Origin of the sequence: Paenibacillus sp. FSL R5-0701 (genome assembly GCF_037973995.1) — a bacterium.
In the GTDB taxonomy this organism is placed as follows: Bacteria; Bacillota; Bacilli; order Paenibacillales; family Paenibacillaceae; genus Paenibacillus.
Genome location: NZ_CP150230.1, coordinates 5,663,772 through 5,680,748, shown reverse-complemented (window position 1 = coordinate 5,680,748; position 16,977 = coordinate 5,663,772). Strand labels below are relative to the sequence as shown.

The window sequence follows — 16,977 nt, the reverse complement described above, 5'->3', positions numbered from 1 at the left end:
CGTAGCGGAGGAAGCGGAAATGCCCAGAAGAAGCGAAGCTGAAAGCTTTCTGAAAGAAAGCTACTTCGAAAGCATACTCTTCGCCTTTATCACCGGATTTTAACCCTGGGAAGGGTTGATCAAAAAAATCCGGGGATAACAGCGATCAGAGGGGCATTCCGCTGACGAAGCGTCTCCCGGGCACCAAACCAGTAACTTTGCGCATCAGCAACACCAATCATCGTCACCAGAGGAGGGGACAACGATATGGCGGAACAAGCTACAGCCAACAAAACCGTCAAGTTTATCATCACCCGTCAGGATAGCCCGGAGTCATCTTCGTACAACGAAGAATTTGAGCTTCCGTACCGTCCCAACATGAATGTGATCAGCGCCCTGATGGAGATTCAGCGGAACCCCGTCAATACAGATGGCAAATCCATTGCTCCCGTGTGCTGGGATTCCAACTGTCTCGAAGAAGTCTGCGGTGCCTGCTCTATGGTCATCAACGGCAAGCCACGTCAAGCATGTGCAGCCTTGATCGACAAGCTCGAACAGCCCGTTCGTATCGAACCGATGAAGACATTCCCGGTGGTTCGTGACTTGGTCATCGACCGTAGCCGGATGTTTAGCGCCCTGAAACGCGTAAAAGCATGGATTCCGATCGATGGTACCTATGACCTTGGTCCAGGTCCACGGATGCCTGAGAAGAAGCGTCAGTGGGCATACGAGCTGTCCAAATGCATGACATGTGGTGTATGTCTGGAAGCATGTCCGAACGTCAATGAGAAAACAGACTTTATCGGTCCAGCAGCACTGTCCCAAGTGCGTCTGTTCAATGCTCACCCTACAGGAGAGATGAACGCCGACGATCGTCTGGAAGCATTGATGGAAGACGGAGGCATTGAGGGCTGTGGTAACTCACAGAACTGCGTGCAATCCTGTCCAAAAGGCATTCCACTGACAACCTCCATTGCCGAAATGAACAAACAAACGACCAAGCATATGTTCAAACGCTGGTTGGGAGTTTAATCTCGTCATAACATGTGCAGAAGTGTAATCTGCAACTTAGAAGAAGTCGTGATCCCGTGCAGCAACATGCCGGAGATCCCGGCTTCTTTTTGTGATGAAGCAGAGGAACCGGGCTATCCATGCAGAATATGGTATACTAAGGGGATGGATTAAGAGCGTAGAAGGAGGGGGAGATATGGCAGAGACACCGCGTCAGGGCAGCAACAACTCGCCGTCCCAGCGCTCGCACAAAGCACCAGGTGCAGAAGAGTCTGTGTTTCCTGGAGAAGAAAAGGATCATGATCCCTCTCGCCGAAGTTTCTTATTGCGTATGGTTTTGATGACAGCAGGTGCCAGTTTGCTCACAGGAGGTTATGCCTGGCTTTGGGAGCCGCGTCGTCTGGAAATCAAGCAAGTGGAACTGAAACTTCCGAAGTTTCCAAAGGCATTTGACGGTTTGCGTGTAGTTCAGTTCAGTGATGCTCATCTTGGTTTTCATACTGGGGTGAAAGAGATGAAGAAGCTGGCAGCAACGATGGAGCAGTTGCAACCAGACTTGATTTGTTTTACCGGAGACATCGTCGAGAGGGAAGCAGAGCCGATGCGTGAATGTATTCCGATACTCGCCTCCATGCAAGCCAAGTATGGCAAATTTGCTGTTTTGGGGAATCATGATTATCGGGGCGGACAGCAGAATGAAGTGACAACCATGTTTCGTGAAGCCGGATTCACTTTGTTACGGAACGAACATGTGGTGATTAAACAAGGGGGCGAACGTCTGGCCATAGCTGGTCTGGATGACGCACTTACAGGCAGGCCTGATCCTGCGCAAGCCATCAAGGGATTGGATCATGATGTGTGGAAATTGTTACTTATGCATGAACCGGATTATGCCGATATTGCCACTCCCTATGGTTTCGGATTACAACTTTCCGGTCATAGTCATGGTGGACAGGTACGTTTCCCCTGGATCGGGGCACTGACAACTCCGCGAGGTTCACACAAGTATGTTCAAGGGTTGTATTACACGGATGTTCAGGGGGTATATTACACCACCCAGACACAGATGCCAGTGTATGTGAATCGTGGTTTTGGCATGACTCAACTGCCCATTCGTTTTCTGTGCAGACCAGAATTAACGGTGTTTGAGCTTAAAGGATTAACCACATAAAAGAATATAAGATGAATGTAAAACATAAAGGATTTAACATGAATGGAGGTTATCCAGATGGAACGAATTGCGATTGTATCCGACATTCATGGCAACATGACTGCCTGGGAAGCAGTGTTAGGAGATATCCGAAGTCGTGGCGTGGAGCGAATCTTTTGTCTTGGTGACCTCGTGGGCAAGGGGCCAGAACCAGTACAGGTTGTGGATCAGGTGAGAGCGACGTGTGAACTTGTTATCCGTGGCAATTGGGATGAACTGGTTGCGGTTAACCAAGACAACGAGAACTTTACGTGGCAAGCAGAGCGGCTGGGTGAGGAACGATTGGCTTACTTGGCGGGCCTACCCTTCAGTCATCAATTTCAACTGAGTGGTCGCACCATCCGTCTGGTTCATGCTTCACCTCAAAGTGTATACCATCGTGTACAGCCGTGGGACGCGATGGAAAAGAGGTTGGCAATGTTTGATCCTCCGGCTGATGAGCCTGAGCAAGGTGTTGCAGATGTTGTAGGTTATGGGGATGTGCATAACGCATACTTGCAGTATATGAACGGCAAGTTACTGTTTAATGCAGGCAGTGTTGGTAATCCACTCGATCTTCCCCAAGCTTCCTACTGTATTCTGGAGGGTGAAGACTGCAACGATAACAACACCCCATTCAATGTTCAATTTGTGCGGGTGCCTTATGATATTGAGCGAGAAGTACAGGTTGCGCAGTCGGCGAATGTTCCTGCATTGGATTTCTATATTCGTGAGATTCGTACGGGTATCTATCGTGGGCTGCAGGAGTAGTCAGCATCTGGACCTTTTAGCGTGAGAAATTGAATGATGCAATATATTAATACTAAAATGCGAATACTAAAGTTCGTGGATCAGTTCAAATGGTATTACGCCGGATCATCTTCAGAGCATGCTTGTCTTACCGGACTAGAGCCCGTTTAGGCAAAAGGAGCGATTGTCATGCTTACCCGAAAAATGCTGGTTCAAGGTCTGCCGGTTTTGTGGACAGAGCGTCTTGTCCTGCGATCATTACGTCAAAGTGATTACAGCACATTATCGGAACTCTTTTCCGATCCTCAGGTCATAAGATATGTGAATAGGGGAAGCCAGCCCACGCCAATCAGGGCGAGACGGTTATTGAACCAGATACGGAGCAGTAGTGCCAAGCTGGATTCGTTACATTATGGGATCTGCTGGAGAGGCAAGGAACAGGTGATTGGGATCACCTCATTCCAGCACTGGAATGATCAGAATGGTACCGCACAGATTGGTTATATCCTGAACAGGTCCTGTTGGGGCAAGGGTGTGGCTACCGAGGCGGTACAGCGGCTGCTGCAGTTTGGATTTGACGATCTTCATCTGGGGAGGGTGGAAGCACGTTGTTATGAGGCCAATGTATCTTCACAACGGGTGCTAAGCAAAATAGGGATGTCTTATGAGCGGTCTCTTCCCTCGTTTGGACTGCATGATGAGGATGACGAAGGATCAGAATCCCTGATGGATGTTAAAGTGTACAGTATGTACCGGGAACAATACGCCCGCCCTCTTCAGGAAAAAGACCTGCAAACCCTGGTATCTGACAAGCCGCAATGACATAGAGTAAGAGTAGTCAAACGTGAATGAATCGAACTTCAATCATTTGTTACACAATTGAAATATAGCTGCAATTGAACTCTAACAGACAGGGGGTAAACTTATCTCATGACCCCCTTTTTGATAATAGATAATGCTGTTGGGACCCGCGCGAGCGGGTTCATTTTTTTTGCCCATATAAGTTAACTGTGAAGTATTTACACTGGCCACTCCGATGACAGAATAACCCTTCGATCGCTGTTATCCCCAGATTCTTTGATTCCCTTTTGAAAAGGGAAAATCCGTTGATAGCGTATGCTTCCGATGCAGCTTTCTTTCAGAAAGCTTTTAGGCGAACACTTCGTTTCTTCTGGTTATTTCTGTCCTCTCCGTTATCGTGTAAATATGTAGTTTAACTTTATATAATATTTTTTATTTAGAATTAAACCCAAAACCCCCACTGCGCTTGTTAACGCTGTGGGGGTTTCTATGTGGTCCTATATTTTACAGTGATACAACCTGCATCTGTTTCTGCTTGAAGTATACCCAGTCGGTGAATCCGATCTCCTTGAGACGTGTACGAACGTCATCCAGCTCGTCTGCAACGCGCTGTGGTTTATGAGCGTCCGATCCAAATGTCACCTTCACTCCATAATGATGGGCGCGTTCCAAAATGGCATCTGAAGGGTACCAGCCTCCGCTGAGTTTGGTTTTGCCAGATGTGTTAATCTCGATCGCTACGTTGGATTCTGCAATGACCTGCAACGTTTCATCAATAGCCTGATCAGCGATAATTTCGGAGAAAGGTGGATAATTTCCTTTCATTGCATCAATGTGTCCAAGAATCTGGAACATACCACTCTGAGCCGATTGCCGGATCAATGAATAATAACTCTCTTTCACTTCAACTTTGCGAGCATCGCTCAGTCCTTTCCACCGGGTTTTGTTGAAGATACTCACATCCTCGGTATGATGAACTGAACCGATAATATAGTCAAAAGGATACTGTCCCAGTGTGGTACGGTACAATTCTGCATAAGCAGGGAAGTAGTCGGATTCAATGCCGAGCAGTACATCGATTTTACCAGCGTACTCTTCTTTCAAAGCAAGGACTTCTTCCACATAATGCTGCAATTCCGACTTGCCCATTGCGATCCGGGGAAATGCCTGCTCAAGCTCACTGCCAAAGTATGGCGTATGATCCGAGATACCGATGGCCTGAAGTCCTGCCTTAATACCTGCCTCTATATAATCGCGGATGTTGCCGTCTGCGTGACCACAACGAAAATGATGTGTATGAAGATCAAATTTCATATGGAATCCTTCCTTTCTCATGGCTCATAGTCATTCTGAACTGATGAATTGAGTTTCCGGCATACCTTTGAGGTCACTTATGAATTGCTGCATCGCTGAATTAAGGTACCGACTGGACTTATAGATGACACCAACAGGATGACTGACCTCCAACTCACTTAAGGGTATCATTCGCAATGTACCTTGACGCAACTCATGCGCAACAGATTGTTTGGAGATGACAGCTGCTCCGAGATCAATCTCGACCATCCGTTTCACTTCTTCGCTGCTAGACAACTCCATTACAATATTAGGTTCAATGTTATGTTTCTTGAAGATGGTTTCCGTAAACCGTCGGCCTACTGTGTCAGGGGACAGCAGAATCAATGGTGTACTGCGGAGCACATCCACTGCAGCATGTTTTTTCTTCGCCAGCGGATGGGAAGGCGATACAACGAGTTCAAATGTGTCATAGTACAGCACAGATGTATTCAGGTTGGGATTACGCTCCGTGAGATAACCGATACCAATATCAACCAGACCATTCTCGACCTGGGTATAGATCTGTGATGAAGGAAGGGATTGGATACTGGTTTTGATCAGCGGGAATTGATCTTGGAAATAGGATAACACCCTTGGCAAGATCTGAATCGCAATGGAAGTTGTTGTGCCTAATACGATACGTCCCTGAGGCGTTTCATCGAGATCGGACAATTTTTGTTTCAACTCATCAACGATGTCGAGCATCCGTTCAGCGTGCTCCAGGAATACCTGTCCACGGTCTGTCAGGGTAACGGGTTGGTTCCGATCTACAAGAACGGTGCTGAATTCGTCCTCCAGACTTTTGATCTGGGCTGAGACGGCAGGCTGGGTCAGGTTCAGAAGTTCTCCCGCTTTGCGAAAGCTCATCGTTTTGGAAATGGTAATTAGTGTCTCCAGTTGGCTTATGTTCATAGGTGACCTCCTTGCAGGCAAAATAACTTGATTATGTAGTGTTTGGTGCGATGTAATCCCGTAACTGGTTATTGTTCCGTTATCTTAAATTATAGGTGATTCAGGACAGCAGAGCAATGAAGGTAATTCTCAGGATCAAAAGTAGTTCAAGAGACTGTGAAAAAAACGCGAATACAAGAATTTGATTTTTTTAACAGTTGTGAGAAAACAGTAATAAAGTCCTAAATGCCTTTTACCACGCACAATGAACGAAAATCTTTCTTCAAAAGAAGTAAAAAGCTCTGTTTATTCGCTAGAATCAGCTATAAACATTTGCCCCACGGATGACGATAAATTATAGTACACATGGTTTAACGAATTCTTAATGAATTCTTGTACGTGATAAAGTATAATAAATTTAATGAATATGGGACTTTTGGTGTGTGACCAATAACCCAGTGTGAGGGGGACATAGACAGTGAAAGCGGAAGTGATTAATCCTTTCCTGGAATCGGCACGGAACGTATTCGAACAGCTCATCCAGGTTTCGCCTTCCACCGGGAGTCTTGGCGTGAAAAACGTAGAGTACATTGCAGACCATGTCTGGATCGTGATCGGAATGACCGGACAACTTAGCGGAAACATTGTATTTGGAATCAATGAACAAGTTGCATTGAAAATTGTATCTGCGATGATGGGTGGTTTTGTCATTACAGAAATGGATGAAATGAGCAAAAGTGCGATTTCCGAACTGGGTAATATGATCAGTGGTAATGCCAGCACCATCCTGTCGAATCAGGGGGTTGTGGTCGATATTACACCTCCACAAGTAATGAAGTCCGAACACCTGACTGCATTTAGTGCAACGAAAGCACTGAGCATTCCTTTGCTGATGGACGGCATTGGTGAGATGGATATTCAGGTCATGATCTCGTAGAATAGAACCATACGCCTCAAAAGGCAATATGTGTTCAATACGGGAGGACATCACGGATGCTGAAAGATAAGGTAGTGTTTATCACAGGTGCATCGAGTGGTATCGGTGCGCTGTGTGCGCAGATGCTGATAGAAGAAGGAGCCATCCCAATTCTGGCTGCCCGTTCACGGGACAAGCTGGAAGAGATTGGTGCCTCGCTGAAAGGGCAGCATGAATTACTCACACTTGATGTTACGGATAGTGAGCAGGTTCAGGCAGCTGTGGATGCGATATTGCATAAATACGGACGAATCGACATTTTGCTGAACAACGCAGGTTACGGGAAATTCGCAGCGATGACTGAGATGTCTGTACAGGAATTCGATGAGATGATGAACGTTAATTACATGGGCATTGTCCGCTGCACCAAAGCAGTGCTTCCACAAATGCTGGAACGTGGCAAAGGTCAGATTGTGAACGTGGCCTCCATGGCTGGCAAAATTGGTACCGCCAAATCCGCTTCCTATACAGCTACGAAACATGCTGTACTCGGATTTAGTAATGCGCTGCGTCAAGAGCTTCGCAAGACTGGCGTCATGGTGACAACGATTAATCCAGGTCCGATTGATACACCATTTTTCCATCGGGCTGACCCTTCTGGCAATTATGTGAATAATGTACGCTGGATGATGTTGAAACCGGAAGACGTTGCGGGTCATATGATTCGGGCGATGAAAAAACGCAAGGAAGAAGTGAACCTGCCAAGACTTGCTTCTGCTGGCATATGGCTGTACCAGCTATTTCCTCGTCTTGCAGATCGATTGTCGCACGGTGTAATGAATCAGAAGTAAATGTGATACGAGGCATCATATACGGAATGAAAGAAAGGCTCCGCCGAGGGGCTTTTCTTTTTTTTGGCGTGTATATATACAATTCTGGAATAAGATTTGGTACACGGGCTTTTTTCGCATATAATGAAAGGTAATGTGATGACAGGCTTCGGTTTTATACAAGCAACTTATATGTTCAACTAAACTTTTTACACAATAGCGGAGAGGACAGAAATAACCTGAAGAAGTGAAGCGTGCACCTTTATCCCCGGATTTTTCCTTTTGGAAAAAAGGAATCAAAGAAATCTGGGGATAACAGTGATCGGAAGGTTGTTCTGTCCTCGTAGTGTCAGTGTAATTACTCATTAGTTGAACTTATATAACATCAAAATGAATAAATTAAAAGGATGGACATACATGACGAATCAAACATTTGCTTCAATTGGCGTGGAACAGGATCTGGAGGCCATTTTGGCGAAACATGGCATTAACGAACCTTCACCTGTACAGGCTCAGACGATCCCGGTTATTTTGGAAGGCCGTGATGTCGTATCCAAATCCCAGACGGGAACAGGAAAAACGCTGGCATATCTGCTGCCACTGTTACAATCCATCAAAATGGATATCAAAGGTACGCAGAAACTCATTATTGCACCTACGCAAGAGCTGGCGATGCAAATTGTACGTGAAGCGCAGCGTTATGCGGAAGAACGTAAGATCGGTGTATTGGGTCTAATTGGTGGTGCAGCGGCTAAACGTCAGATCGAGAAGCTGCGTGAGCATCCACAATTGGTTGTGGGTACACCGGGACGACTGAAGGAATTGATTACACTCAAAAAACTGAAAATGCACAATGTTTCCACCATTGTTATCGATGAAGCGGACCAAGTGTTCCAACTTGGCGGCGTAAGTGACGTAAACTTTGTACTCAAGAGCGCATTGCGGGACCGTCAGTTGATCTTCCTGTCAGCAACCATTGATGAGCATACGGCTGGACTCGCCAAGCGTGAGATGAAAGAGCCTGTTCAGATCGGAATTGAACCGGATCGAGCTACGGCTGCGGGCCTTGAGCATTATTATTTTGTAGAAGAAAACCGGAACAAAATTGACATGCTGCGTCGTCTGGTTAGACAGTACAATCCGGATCGGGCAATCGTATTTGTGAATGCAACCGAAGATATTGGTGAAGTTGAAGCAAAAATGAATCATCTGGGCTTGTCCGCTGCTGCGCTGTATGGGGATGCTGACAAAGTGACCCGCAGTAACGTATTGTCTGCCTTCCGTAATGGAAAACTCCAGTTGCTGATTGCCAGCGAAGTCGCTGCCAGAGGACTGGATATCGAAGGCTTGCCAATGGTCATTAACTATGACCCTGCCTTTGACTCGGAGCACTATGTTCACCGTGCAGGTCGTACAGGCCGGATGGGACGTTCGGGTATCGTTTTGTCCATTGTGGATGAAACACAGATCTTTATTATGCGTAAATTCGCACGCGAACTCGGAATTGAACTGTCAGAACGTGTACTCTTTGGTGGTAAAGTACTGGAGGCTGACCCGCGTCCGGACACGCGGCCTGAGGGACATTCGTTCTCCAGAAAACCAGGACAATCCAGAGATCGCAAACCAGGGCAGGGCAATCGTGATGGGGGAACTAGAGCTACAATCTCCAATTCGCGTCCAGCAGGTAACAAACCAACGAGTAATACAGGCCGCACGGAGCGCGACCAGGATCGTAAAAACAAAGGAGCACCCAAGTGGAGTAAAGACAAAACGCCACGCTCCGAAGAATAGAATCTGACGAAAGGGGTGCAGGGATAGATGGAAAACGTTCAATCGCCTGTTCTGCAAATTAGCGGGTTAAGCGGAGGTTATAGTGCCAAACGGCCAGTCCTTCACGGCATCGATCTGGAAGTTGGACGTGGAGAGATGGTCGGACTAATCGGCTTAAACGGTGCTGGCAAAAGCACAACCATGAAACACATCCTCGGCTTGATGACACCTCAACAGGGCGAAGTGCGAGTGATGGGCAAGAAACGGGACGAGGATGCGCAGATCTACCAATCGGCTATGGCATTTGTACCGGAATCACCCGAACTGTATGATGAGATGACGGTGATGGAGCACCTGGAGTTTACGGCAAGAGCGTACAATGTGTCGGAGGCTGATTTCAAACAACGTACGGAGAAACTGCTGGAACTGTTCCGTATGAATGAGAAAAGTACAAGTCTGTCGACTCACCTGTCTAAGGGGATGAGGCAAAAGGTCATGATCATGTGTGCTTTTGTGGCAGGACCACCACTGTACATCATTGATGAGCCTTTCCTGGGGTTGGACCCGCTGGGAATCCGCTCCTTGCTTGATTTTATGCTTGAGATGAAAGCTTCGGGATCATCCATTCTACTCAGTTCACACATTCTGTCCACGATTGAAAATTACTGTGACCGTTTTATCGTTCTGCACCGTGGGCAGGTTATTGCTCAAGGGACGCTGAATGAACTGCGCTCCCAATTCGGGGAATCGGATGCCACGCTGGAGCACATGTTCTATTCCCTCGTACAAGGCAGGGATTGAGCATGGATCTCAAGCTGCTATGGAAGCAAAGACGCACAGGATTCTGGAACGGAATTCTTCCTTATCTGGGTTATGTGATCCAGAGCGGTGTAGCTATGGTCTTTTTATTTCTCGTCATTGCGTTCTCCGCCTGGTATACATCATTTGTCCAGAACATTCCCGCGGAATTTCCGATTCGCTGGATTGCATTGCTGCTGCTGGCACCACTAGTGTTGTTTAGCAGTTATCGTACATATCTGCTTCCGGCAGATATCGTGTTCCTGCGACCACAGGAATACCGGATGCAGGAATATTTGAAGAACAGCTTTGCCCGGGGCATCATCTATAAAACTCTGGGATTGCTGCTTGTGTTTGTTACACTGTGGCCGCTCTATGTCAGAGCAGATCTGGATGCACGGCCATTTGGCTGGTTCATCGTATTCCTGCTGCTGTGGAAAGGGTTGTCCAGTTATGGAGCATGGCAAGAGCTAAGAATGGTTCAGGTTGGGGCAGCAAGAGGATATCGTCTCTTGCGATGGGCTCTGGCAGTGCTGGCGGTTGGCGCCTGGTTATGGCAACAACCGCAGCGCAGCGTCTGGTTCCTGCTGTTGCTGGCTGTTGTCTACATCGTCGCCCTGCGTATACCGGTGAAACATCGTGTAGCGTGGGAACGACTGATTCAGGTAGAGCAGGGTCAGGCTGGCAGGGTTATGCGGACGCTTGGCTGGTTTGTGGATGTACCTTCATCCGGACAGAAAGTAAGTTCGCGTCGCTGGCTTAGCAAATTGGGGAGTGGTCTTCCCTGGAATGCAGGGAAAGCTTACCGTTACTTGATCACCAAAACGTTTGTTCGAACCGAAGTGTTCTCAATCGTGTTACGCCTAGTTGTACTGGGCGTGTTACTATCCTGGTGGACAGCAGGCAGCTACTTTGGTGTCGGGGTGTATCTGTTCTTCCTGTTGCTTGCAGGTGTACAGCTTGGTGCACTGCGTCGCAGTCATAGTGAATCGTTCTGGATTATGATCTATCCAATCTCGGGTGAGAGTCGTCGTTCTCAGGTGTTGGGATTCATATTCCATCTACATGCACTGGTTGCATTACTCATGTGGTTGCCTATGCTGGCTGCCGGAGCAAGCGGACTGACTGTCACAGGAGTAGCACTTATTTTGGGTATACTGGTGATTGTGATCATGCGGCGTTCGCAAGGTAACAAGTGGTTGAAGGAAGAAGAGGACGAGTAAACGATCGGACACCTGACCAACTCGGATTATTACATTGGGTTCATCAGTGAGAGGTACAAAAGATAACAAAAGAAGGGTATGCCGGGCTGTATCCCGGTATACCCTTCTTTGTGCTGTAATGGAATCATGCAATCAGATCACTTGGTTCTTGCGCAAGTGTGTATTGGTACTAACAGAGGAACGATTTAGTGATAATTACGAGCAAGATGAACAGAACGAGAATGGCACCTGTGTTAGTAAATCCTCCGTAACCGCCGCATCCATAACCGCCTCTTGTATCTTCAACTCCAGACATGGTCATTCCCCTTTCAAGTGGTTGTTTGGCACGCCCTTGCGTACATCGTATATTATGTGCCGTGGGGGTAGGCTGATTGGGCCGATGCCCGGTAAAGCCAGAAATTAAAGCTTTTGGGCAGATAAAACACAAAAGAACCCTTCGTATGTTTAGTGACATGAAGCGTCGCCGTTATACAAAGGGTTCTTATATCATTCAGGGTACAGGTCTGTGTTAACTAAGTCGTCCGCAGATCCTGAACTCCACGATAGATGGTTTCATACAGATCTTCCAATCCGGATTCTTCAATACAGGAGAAGGCGATTCGCAGATCCGATTCACCCAGCGCGATTGTACCCACACCATATTGGTGCAGCAAATGGCTTCGAAGTTCTTCAGCGCCAACTTCTTTCAGCTTCAGGCACATGAAGTAACCGGAGTTGAACGGATAATAGTCCCATGCATCTCCATACTTGCCGCTATCGAGAATGGCTTTTACCTTGTTGGCGCGGCCTTTCATAATCTCGAACTTCTCCTGTTTCTGTGCTTCAAACTCCGGTGCTTTGAGCGCATCCAGTACAAAAGTCTGGGAAGGATGCGGGCCACTGGAGATCGTTGCCCGGATAATACCGAGTGTTTTTTGTTCCAATGCATGCAGAACGGCTGCATCTTCATGAGCATACGTAATGAATCCAACGCGGAAGCCCCATACGAATTCTTCCTTGGTTGCACCATCCACTTTTACGGTCAACACACGTGGATGAATGTTGGCAAGTTTGCCAAACAGGGATTCATGAATGGAATCTTCGAAGAACAGTCCAAAGTAGGCATCATCTGTTACAGCAACCACGTTAACACCGGCTTCAGCTGCCTGAAGAATCGTGTTAACAATGGCATCTGCTTCTTCGGCTCCAGGCGTATAACCTGTAGGGTTATTCGGGAAGTTGAGCAGAACGATGGCTTTACCTTTGTCCTTTTGATCAAGCAAAGCCTGAAGCAGACCATCACTGTTGAAGTTCAACTGATCATCGAACAGGGGATAATGAACCAACTGGCCATGACGACGAATTCCGAAGGTCAGCTCGTAATTTTCCCAGTTTTTATCTGGATATATGACAGCGTCCCCTTCATCGGCGAACAGGTCGGCTACGATACTAAGTCCATGGGTTAATGCATTGGTTACAATCGGATTGCCAAACGTTTTGCCTTCTAGAGAAGGCGTTTCCTTCAGCATCTTGTCTCTCCAAACGGTCCGCAATTCAGGTTTGCCTGCAGGTGGAGCGTAAGGATACAGATCCTTTGGTTGGAATGCAGACAGCTTCTCCTGAATAACCTGAAGATGCATCGGCACACCACCCTCCAGGGCGATACCAATCGTGGCATTATGGGTCTTGGCCAAGCTTGCTGCTTCAGCAGATTGACTCAAAATCCCCTCTTTAGGAAAATAAATTTCTTTGCCAAGCTGTGACAGCATGGAGTAGACGTGACTGCTGCCTGTCTGAATACTTTCGTTCAACTGTTCAGCCAGTGGATTCATTCTTTTCATCCTTCCAAGTCTTTGTGATTCAACTGCCTAACATTATATCACCTTGACATGCCCCCGTCACGGAAATTACGCAATATGACAGTTATATCACTTTACCGCGTTGTTGCAGAGGGTTTTGGGGTGGGTTATCGTTGTATTCGACCTTGGAGTAATCCTCAAGAAATGAAACTTATTGCTGATGAAATGGACAGTATTTCCGCATCATTTCAGCAGTTTCGGCATCTCTTCCTTCATTGCGCTGTTCCAGTTCACCACTGATATGATCGAATCGTTCACTCGAGAGGTTTTGTCCAAATTTAAACTTGGCGCTGATCCGTTCAGGACTAATTCGCACTACGGCTACAGCTTTGAGGTTTCCTGTGTAACGCGAGTCAGTAGCGTCAATGGGTACATATCCGCCTTGCGGCTGGAGTTTCTCCATGAATCGTTGCAGTACCTTACCTTTGATGTCCAGATCTTTAACCGGTTCAGCCTGACCAAAGGCCATAACACTTTTGAAGAAAGAAGTCGCCGGACAAGCCAGCTCAGGATCACTGAAATAAGATGGAATCAGGGAGAACTCTTCAGCTACCGTGAAACTGACCGACGAATCCTGCTTGATCTGTTTCATCTTCTCACCAGCCAGACTGCCGTGAAAATAAAAGCAACCGTCCATATATACGAAATTCAGCGGTGTAACCCGTGGTTGTCCGTCCGGACTGACCGTCCCCAGAAACCCGAAGGAGCACTGATCCAGAAATGCGGTAATTTCCTGTTCTTCATCTACTGTGAATTCTTTCCGTCTCATGTGTATTCCCCCATTATTGAAATGTATAATAGAACGCCATATCTTATGGATAACAATAATTCATACATTGACAATGAAATAGATCCAATTTACATTCACTTTAGTAGGCCAATTAGTCGGGGATCACATAATGAAGACAAATGAGGAGAGGTGCATGATGGAATTGTGGCTGCCGATGGATACCTATGAACTTCAGCATCGATACAAGTATGAGGCACTGTACCATGCGTTACGTGATGCCATTCATGCAGGCACATTGGTGGGAGGCACGCGGCTTCCTTCCACCCGTGAGTTGGCAAAGCAATATGAGATGTCACGTGGTTCGGTAGCTCAGGTATACGACATGCTGCTTGCGGATGGTTATGTCCATGCACATCGGGGAAGAGGTACATTTGTCACCGAAACATTATCCAATCAGGAAAATGAGAAACAGGAAGCCGTTCTCAAGCTGTCTGCCTGGGGCGAACGAGTACAGATGTTGAATACGCAACATGAAGTCCTGCGGACTCAGATGTTTTCACCGAAGCCATCCGTCATTAATTTTCAAATGCAGCGCATGCCTGCAGAACATTTCCCGTTAGGGGAGTGGAAGAGTGCACTCGCAGCGGTTCATCGTAGTGGTTGGCGAGAATCGAGCGGTGCAGCCGGTGATCCGGAACTGCGTGAGGCCATCGCCTCCCATCTCAGATGGACACGTGGTATCCAGGCTGAACCATCTCAGATTGTATTGTTCAGTGGTTCAATGCAAGGCATCACCTTGTTATCTCAATTGCTGATTACGGAGAATACAGCAGTTGTATTGGAGAATCCGGGTTATCCGGGCATCGCCCATGCCGTCAAGTCCTGTGGTGGGCATATCATCCCGGCAGAGGTGGATGCCGCAGGCATTATTCCTCTGCCTTGGGAGGCACAGACGTTATTTGTCACCCCTACCCGGCAGTTTCCAACAGGGGCCGTATTGGGATTGGATAGAAGACGTGCCTTGCTTGCGTGGGCCTCAAAGCGGAATGCAGTCATCATTGAAGATGATTATGACAGTGAATTCCGATGGGGTGGAAGGCCGATTGAACCCCTCAAAGTGCTTGATCGTGAACAGCGCGTCATCTATGTCGGTTCATTCTCACAAACGATGGTTGCTTCGTTCCGACTTGGCTATGCCGTACTGCCACCTGGTCTGGTAGAACCTCTCCTTGCCGCCAAGGCGTTGTATGAACCGGTACCTCCGGCGCTGTTAGAGCAGCGTGCACTGGCAAAATTTATGACCAGAGGGGGTTACCTGAGGCACTTACGGCGGTTAACCCGATTATACGGGGAACGGCATGATTTTTTTGTCCGAGAGATGCAGCTACAGTTGCCGGAGGCATTCAAGATGCAGCTTGGTGATGCAGGACTGCATATCTACGCTACCTGGAATGGTGATGTGGACAGTTATCAGCGGTTTAAAAAGCTTGCTGAGGAGGATGGCATACTGTTTCGTGATGCAGAGCGATATCGGCTGACTTCAGGTCATCCGGCGGCCTGTTTTGCTTTTGCACATCTGGAGAAAGAAGAGATGACAGAGGGAATCCGGCGAATGCGGCTAGCCTGGGAGAAGTGCACATTTTCGTTTCGGTGAATTCCGCTGTATAATGGGATAAGACATTTCGCTCCTGTAGGAGCAGAGATCATATATGAGCAAGTTGTATTTAATCATGCTATACAAGTTGAACTAATTATTTACACGAAAACGTAGAGGGCAGAAATAACCTGAAGAAGCGGAGCGTTCGCCTTTATCGTCAGATTTTCACCTTTGTAAAAGTGAATCAAAAAATCTGGGGATAACAGCGATCGGAAGGTTGTTCTGTCATCGAAGTGGCAAGTGTAAATGTTCTTTAGTTCAATTTCTATAGATACTGAAATACATATGGCCTGGATTGAAGAAGTGAGATTCAGATCAGAATGATGCCATATGCAGAGAGATTAACTATCAAGGGGGAGTGGCGACATGCTGCAGGCATCGCCGTCATCATTTGTTATTTTGCCCGCTGTCGCCAAAATTGTCTGTGAACCGGGCTGGAAGTGGCAGAAGCGCGAAAAACCGATGCAAAACTATGATTTATTTTATGTATGGAGTGGTGAAGGAACGCTTGTACTGAATGACCAGTCGTATGAAGTTGGCAAGGGGAGTTGTTTTCTGTTCAGGCCAGGAGATCATCCTACTGCAACACATAATAAGCAAAAACCGCTGGTACTTACGTATATTCATTTTGATGTGGACGTGCCTGTTGCTGATGTTCCCCAGTCCTATCGCGAGGTACAGGAAACGGTGGAGTTTGAGCACCTGCTGGCACGTTATGTAAGACTGTTCTTATCGGATGTGTACGGACGTGATGAAGAGAGCCGATTGATTCTGAAACAATTGATGATTCATTTGCTGCGCGCCGATACGGAAGAACCTGTGGAGAAAAAGGTGAGCAACCAGTTGTCCGATGTGATCCAGGAGGTCGCCAATTATGTGCGTCAGCATCCGGGGATTACGCATCGGGTGGAAGATCTGGCTGCGCGGGCTGGCTTATCGCCCCGATACTTCTCGATCAAGTTCAAGGAACTGGTGGGATCATCGGTGCAATCTTATATTATCCGCATGCGTATTGAACGGGCGGAACATCTGCTGGTGCATACCGGCATGAATGTGACCGAAGTGGCGGATGCTCTGGGCTACCGGGATATTTTCTTCTTCAGTCGTCAGTTCAAGCAGTATACCGGCAAAAGCCCGTCTGAGATTCGTTGAAATTCTGATGAGAATAACAGGAAACCGTTTCAAGTCTGGAACGCAAGGGTAATGATCTAGCATTCCAGATGACCAAAAGGGGGAACTTGTGATGAACGGAAAACGTC

16 protein-coding genes are annotated in these 16,977 nt (G+C 47.3%); 11 read left to right on the top strand and 5 right to left on the bottom strand.

The window, feature by feature from the left end; genetic code table 11:
• The first annotated feature begins 246 nt into the window (after positions 1-246).
• From sdhB to MKZ13_RS25095, 4 genes are all read left to right on the top strand, one after another.
• Positions 247-1,011 (top strand): succinate dehydrogenase iron-sulfur subunit, encoded by a 765-nt coding sequence (gene sdhB, locus MKZ13_RS25110; RefSeq protein ID WP_036605794.1) that lies wholly within the window; start codon positions 247-249, stop codon positions 1,009-1,011.
• Between the two features lie 175 nt (positions 1,012-1,186).
• Positions 1,187-2,161: a metallophosphoesterase gene (locus MKZ13_RS25105; RefSeq protein WP_221821001.1), complete on the top strand. Its 975-nt coding sequence runs from the start codon at positions 1,187-1,189 to the stop codon at positions 2,159-2,161.
• Positions 2,162-2,218: 57 nt separating this feature from the next.
• The gene (locus MKZ13_RS25100; RefSeq protein WP_221821000.1) at positions 2,219-2,950 is read left to right on the top strand and encodes a metallophosphoesterase family protein; all 732 of its coding nucleotides are present in this window, start codon (positions 2,219-2,221) and stop codon (positions 2,948-2,950) included.
• Between the two features lie 168 nt (positions 2,951-3,118).
• A complete protein-coding gene (locus tag MKZ13_RS25095) occupies positions 3,119-3,751 on the top strand; it encodes a GNAT family N-acetyltransferase (RefSeq protein ID WP_221820999.1) in 633 nt (210 codons plus the stop codon).
• 483 nt (positions 3,752-4,234) lie between these two features.
• On the opposite strand, the gene MKZ13_RS25090 is transcribed toward MKZ13_RS25095, so the two are convergent.
• Both MKZ13_RS25090 and MKZ13_RS25085 read right to left on the bottom strand, forming a co-directional pair.
• Complete coding sequence (locus tag MKZ13_RS25090) at positions 4,235-5,044, bottom strand: histidinol-phosphatase (RefSeq protein WP_221820998.1); 810 nt, start codon at positions 5,042-5,044, stop codon at positions 4,235-4,237.
• Between the two features lie 30 nt (positions 5,045-5,074).
• The gene (locus MKZ13_RS25085) at positions 5,075-5,977 is read right to left on the bottom strand and encodes a LysR family transcriptional regulator (RefSeq protein WP_036605798.1); all 903 of its coding nucleotides are present in this window, start codon (positions 5,975-5,977) and stop codon (positions 5,075-5,077) included.
• A 457-nt stretch (positions 5,978-6,434) separates the two neighbouring features.
• On the opposite strand from MKZ13_RS25085, the gene MKZ13_RS25080 reads away from it, so the two are divergent.
• The 5 genes from MKZ13_RS25080 (at position 6,435) to MKZ13_RS25060 (ending at position 11,493) form a co-directional block, all read left to right on the top strand.
• Positions 6,435-6,893 (top strand): chemotaxis protein CheX, encoded by a 459-nt coding sequence (locus MKZ13_RS25080; protein ID WP_211082998.1) that lies wholly within the window; start codon positions 6,435-6,437, stop codon positions 6,891-6,893.
• Positions 6,894-6,949: 56 nt separating this feature from the next.
• On the top strand, positions 6,950-7,723 hold the full coding sequence (locus MKZ13_RS25075) for an SDR family oxidoreductase (protein ID WP_221820997.1): 774 nt from the start codon (positions 6,950-6,952) through the stop codon (positions 7,721-7,723).
• A gap of 396 nt (positions 7,724-8,119) precedes the next feature.
• On the top strand, positions 8,120-9,493 hold the full coding sequence (locus MKZ13_RS25070; protein WP_221820996.1) for a DEAD/DEAH box helicase: 1,374 nt from the start codon (positions 8,120-8,122) through the stop codon (positions 9,491-9,493).
• A 27-nt stretch (positions 9,494-9,520) separates the two neighbouring features.
• Positions 9,521-10,273, top strand: coding sequence for an ABC transporter ATP-binding protein (locus MKZ13_RS25065; protein WP_036605802.1), 753 nt, complete (start codon positions 9,521-9,523; stop codon positions 10,271-10,273).
• 2 nt (positions 10,274-10,275) lie between these two features.
• A complete protein-coding gene (locus tag MKZ13_RS25060) occupies positions 10,276-11,493 on the top strand; it encodes an ABC transporter permease (protein ID WP_221820995.1) in 1,218 nt (405 codons plus the stop codon).
• Between the two features lie 169 nt (positions 11,494-11,662).
• Here MKZ13_RS25060 and MKZ13_RS25055 read toward each other — a convergent pair whose 3' ends face one another.
• The 3 genes from MKZ13_RS25055 to MKZ13_RS25045 all read right to left on the bottom strand — a co-directional run bounded on the left by MKZ13_RS25055 (position 11,663) and on the right by MKZ13_RS25045 (position 14,100).
• Entirely contained in the window at positions 11,663-11,788 is a 126-nt protein-coding gene (locus MKZ13_RS25055) for a YjcZ family sporulation protein (protein WP_206759599.1), read from the bottom strand.
• Positions 11,789-12,005: 217 nt separating this feature from the next.
• Positions 12,006-13,304, bottom strand: coding sequence for an aminotransferase class I/II-fold pyridoxal phosphate-dependent enzyme (locus MKZ13_RS25050; RefSeq protein ID WP_221820994.1), 1,299 nt, complete (start codon positions 13,302-13,304; stop codon positions 12,006-12,008).
• 178 nt (positions 13,305-13,482) lie between these two features.
• Complete coding sequence (locus MKZ13_RS25045; protein ID WP_221820993.1) at positions 13,483-14,100, bottom strand: pyridoxamine 5'-phosphate oxidase family protein; 618 nt, start codon at positions 14,098-14,100, stop codon at positions 13,483-13,485.
• A gap of 154 nt (positions 14,101-14,254) precedes the next feature.
• Here MKZ13_RS25045 and MKZ13_RS25040 point away from each other — a divergent pair, with 154 nt between their 5' ends.
• Complete coding sequence (locus MKZ13_RS25040; RefSeq protein WP_313771448.1) at positions 14,255-15,715, top strand: PLP-dependent aminotransferase family protein; 1,461 nt, start codon at positions 14,255-14,257, stop codon at positions 15,713-15,715.
• A gap of 369 nt (positions 15,716-16,084) precedes the next feature.
• Complete coding sequence (locus MKZ13_RS25035) at positions 16,085-16,870, top strand: AraC family transcriptional regulator (RefSeq protein WP_036605807.1); 786 nt, start codon at positions 16,085-16,087, stop codon at positions 16,868-16,870.
• The last annotated feature ends 107 nt before the right edge of the window (positions 16,871-16,977 follow it).

Bases quoted from the DNA above. Each gene is read 5' to 3' on its own strand.
- sdhB (WP_036605794.1), top strand. From the start codon at position 247: ATGGCGGAACAAGCTACAGCCAACAAAACCGTCAAGTTTATCATCACC.
- MKZ13_RS25105 (WP_221821001.1), top strand. From the start codon at position 1,187: ATGGCAGAGACACCGCGTCAGGGCAGCAACAACTCGCCGTCCCAGCGC.
- MKZ13_RS25100 (WP_221821000.1), top strand. From the start codon at position 2,219: ATGGAACGAATTGCGATTGTATCCGACATTCATGGCAACATGACTGCC.
- MKZ13_RS25095 (WP_221820999.1), top strand. From the start codon at position 3,119: ATGCTTACCCGAAAAATGCTGGTTCAAGGTCTGCCGGTTTTGTGGACA.
- MKZ13_RS25090 (WP_221820998.1), bottom strand. From the start codon at position 5,044: ATGAAATTTGATCTTCATACACATCATTTTCGTTGTGGTCACGCAGAC.
- MKZ13_RS25085 (WP_036605798.1), bottom strand. From the start codon at position 5,977: ATGAACATAAGCCAACTGGAGACACTAATTACCATTTCCAAAACGATG.
- MKZ13_RS25075 (WP_221820997.1), top strand. From the start codon at position 6,950: ATGCTGAAAGATAAGGTAGTGTTTATCACAGGTGCATCGAGTGGTATC.
- MKZ13_RS25070 (WP_221820996.1), top strand. From the start codon at position 8,120: ATGACGAATCAAACATTTGCTTCAATTGGCGTGGAACAGGATCTGGAG.
- MKZ13_RS25065 (WP_036605802.1), top strand. From the start codon at position 9,521: ATGGAAAACGTTCAATCGCCTGTTCTGCAAATTAGCGGGTTAAGCGGA.
- MKZ13_RS25060 (WP_221820995.1), top strand. From the start codon at position 10,276: ATGGATCTCAAGCTGCTATGGAAGCAAAGACGCACAGGATTCTGGAAC.
- MKZ13_RS25055 (WP_206759599.1), bottom strand. From the start codon at position 11,788: ATGTCTGGAGTTGAAGATACAAGAGGCGGTTATGGATGCGGCGGTTAC.
- MKZ13_RS25050 (WP_221820994.1), bottom strand. From the start codon at position 13,304: ATGAATCCACTGGCTGAACAGTTGAACGAAAGTATTCAGACAGGCAGC.
- MKZ13_RS25045 (WP_221820993.1), bottom strand. From the start codon at position 14,100: ATGAGACGGAAAGAATTCACAGTAGATGAAGAACAGGAAATTACCGCA.
- MKZ13_RS25040 (WP_313771448.1), top strand. From the start codon at position 14,255: ATGATGGAATTGTGGCTGCCGATGGATACCTATGAACTTCAGCATCGA.
- MKZ13_RS25035 (WP_036605807.1), top strand. From the start codon at position 16,085: ATGCTGCAGGCATCGCCGTCATCATTTGTTATTTTGCCCGCTGTCGCC.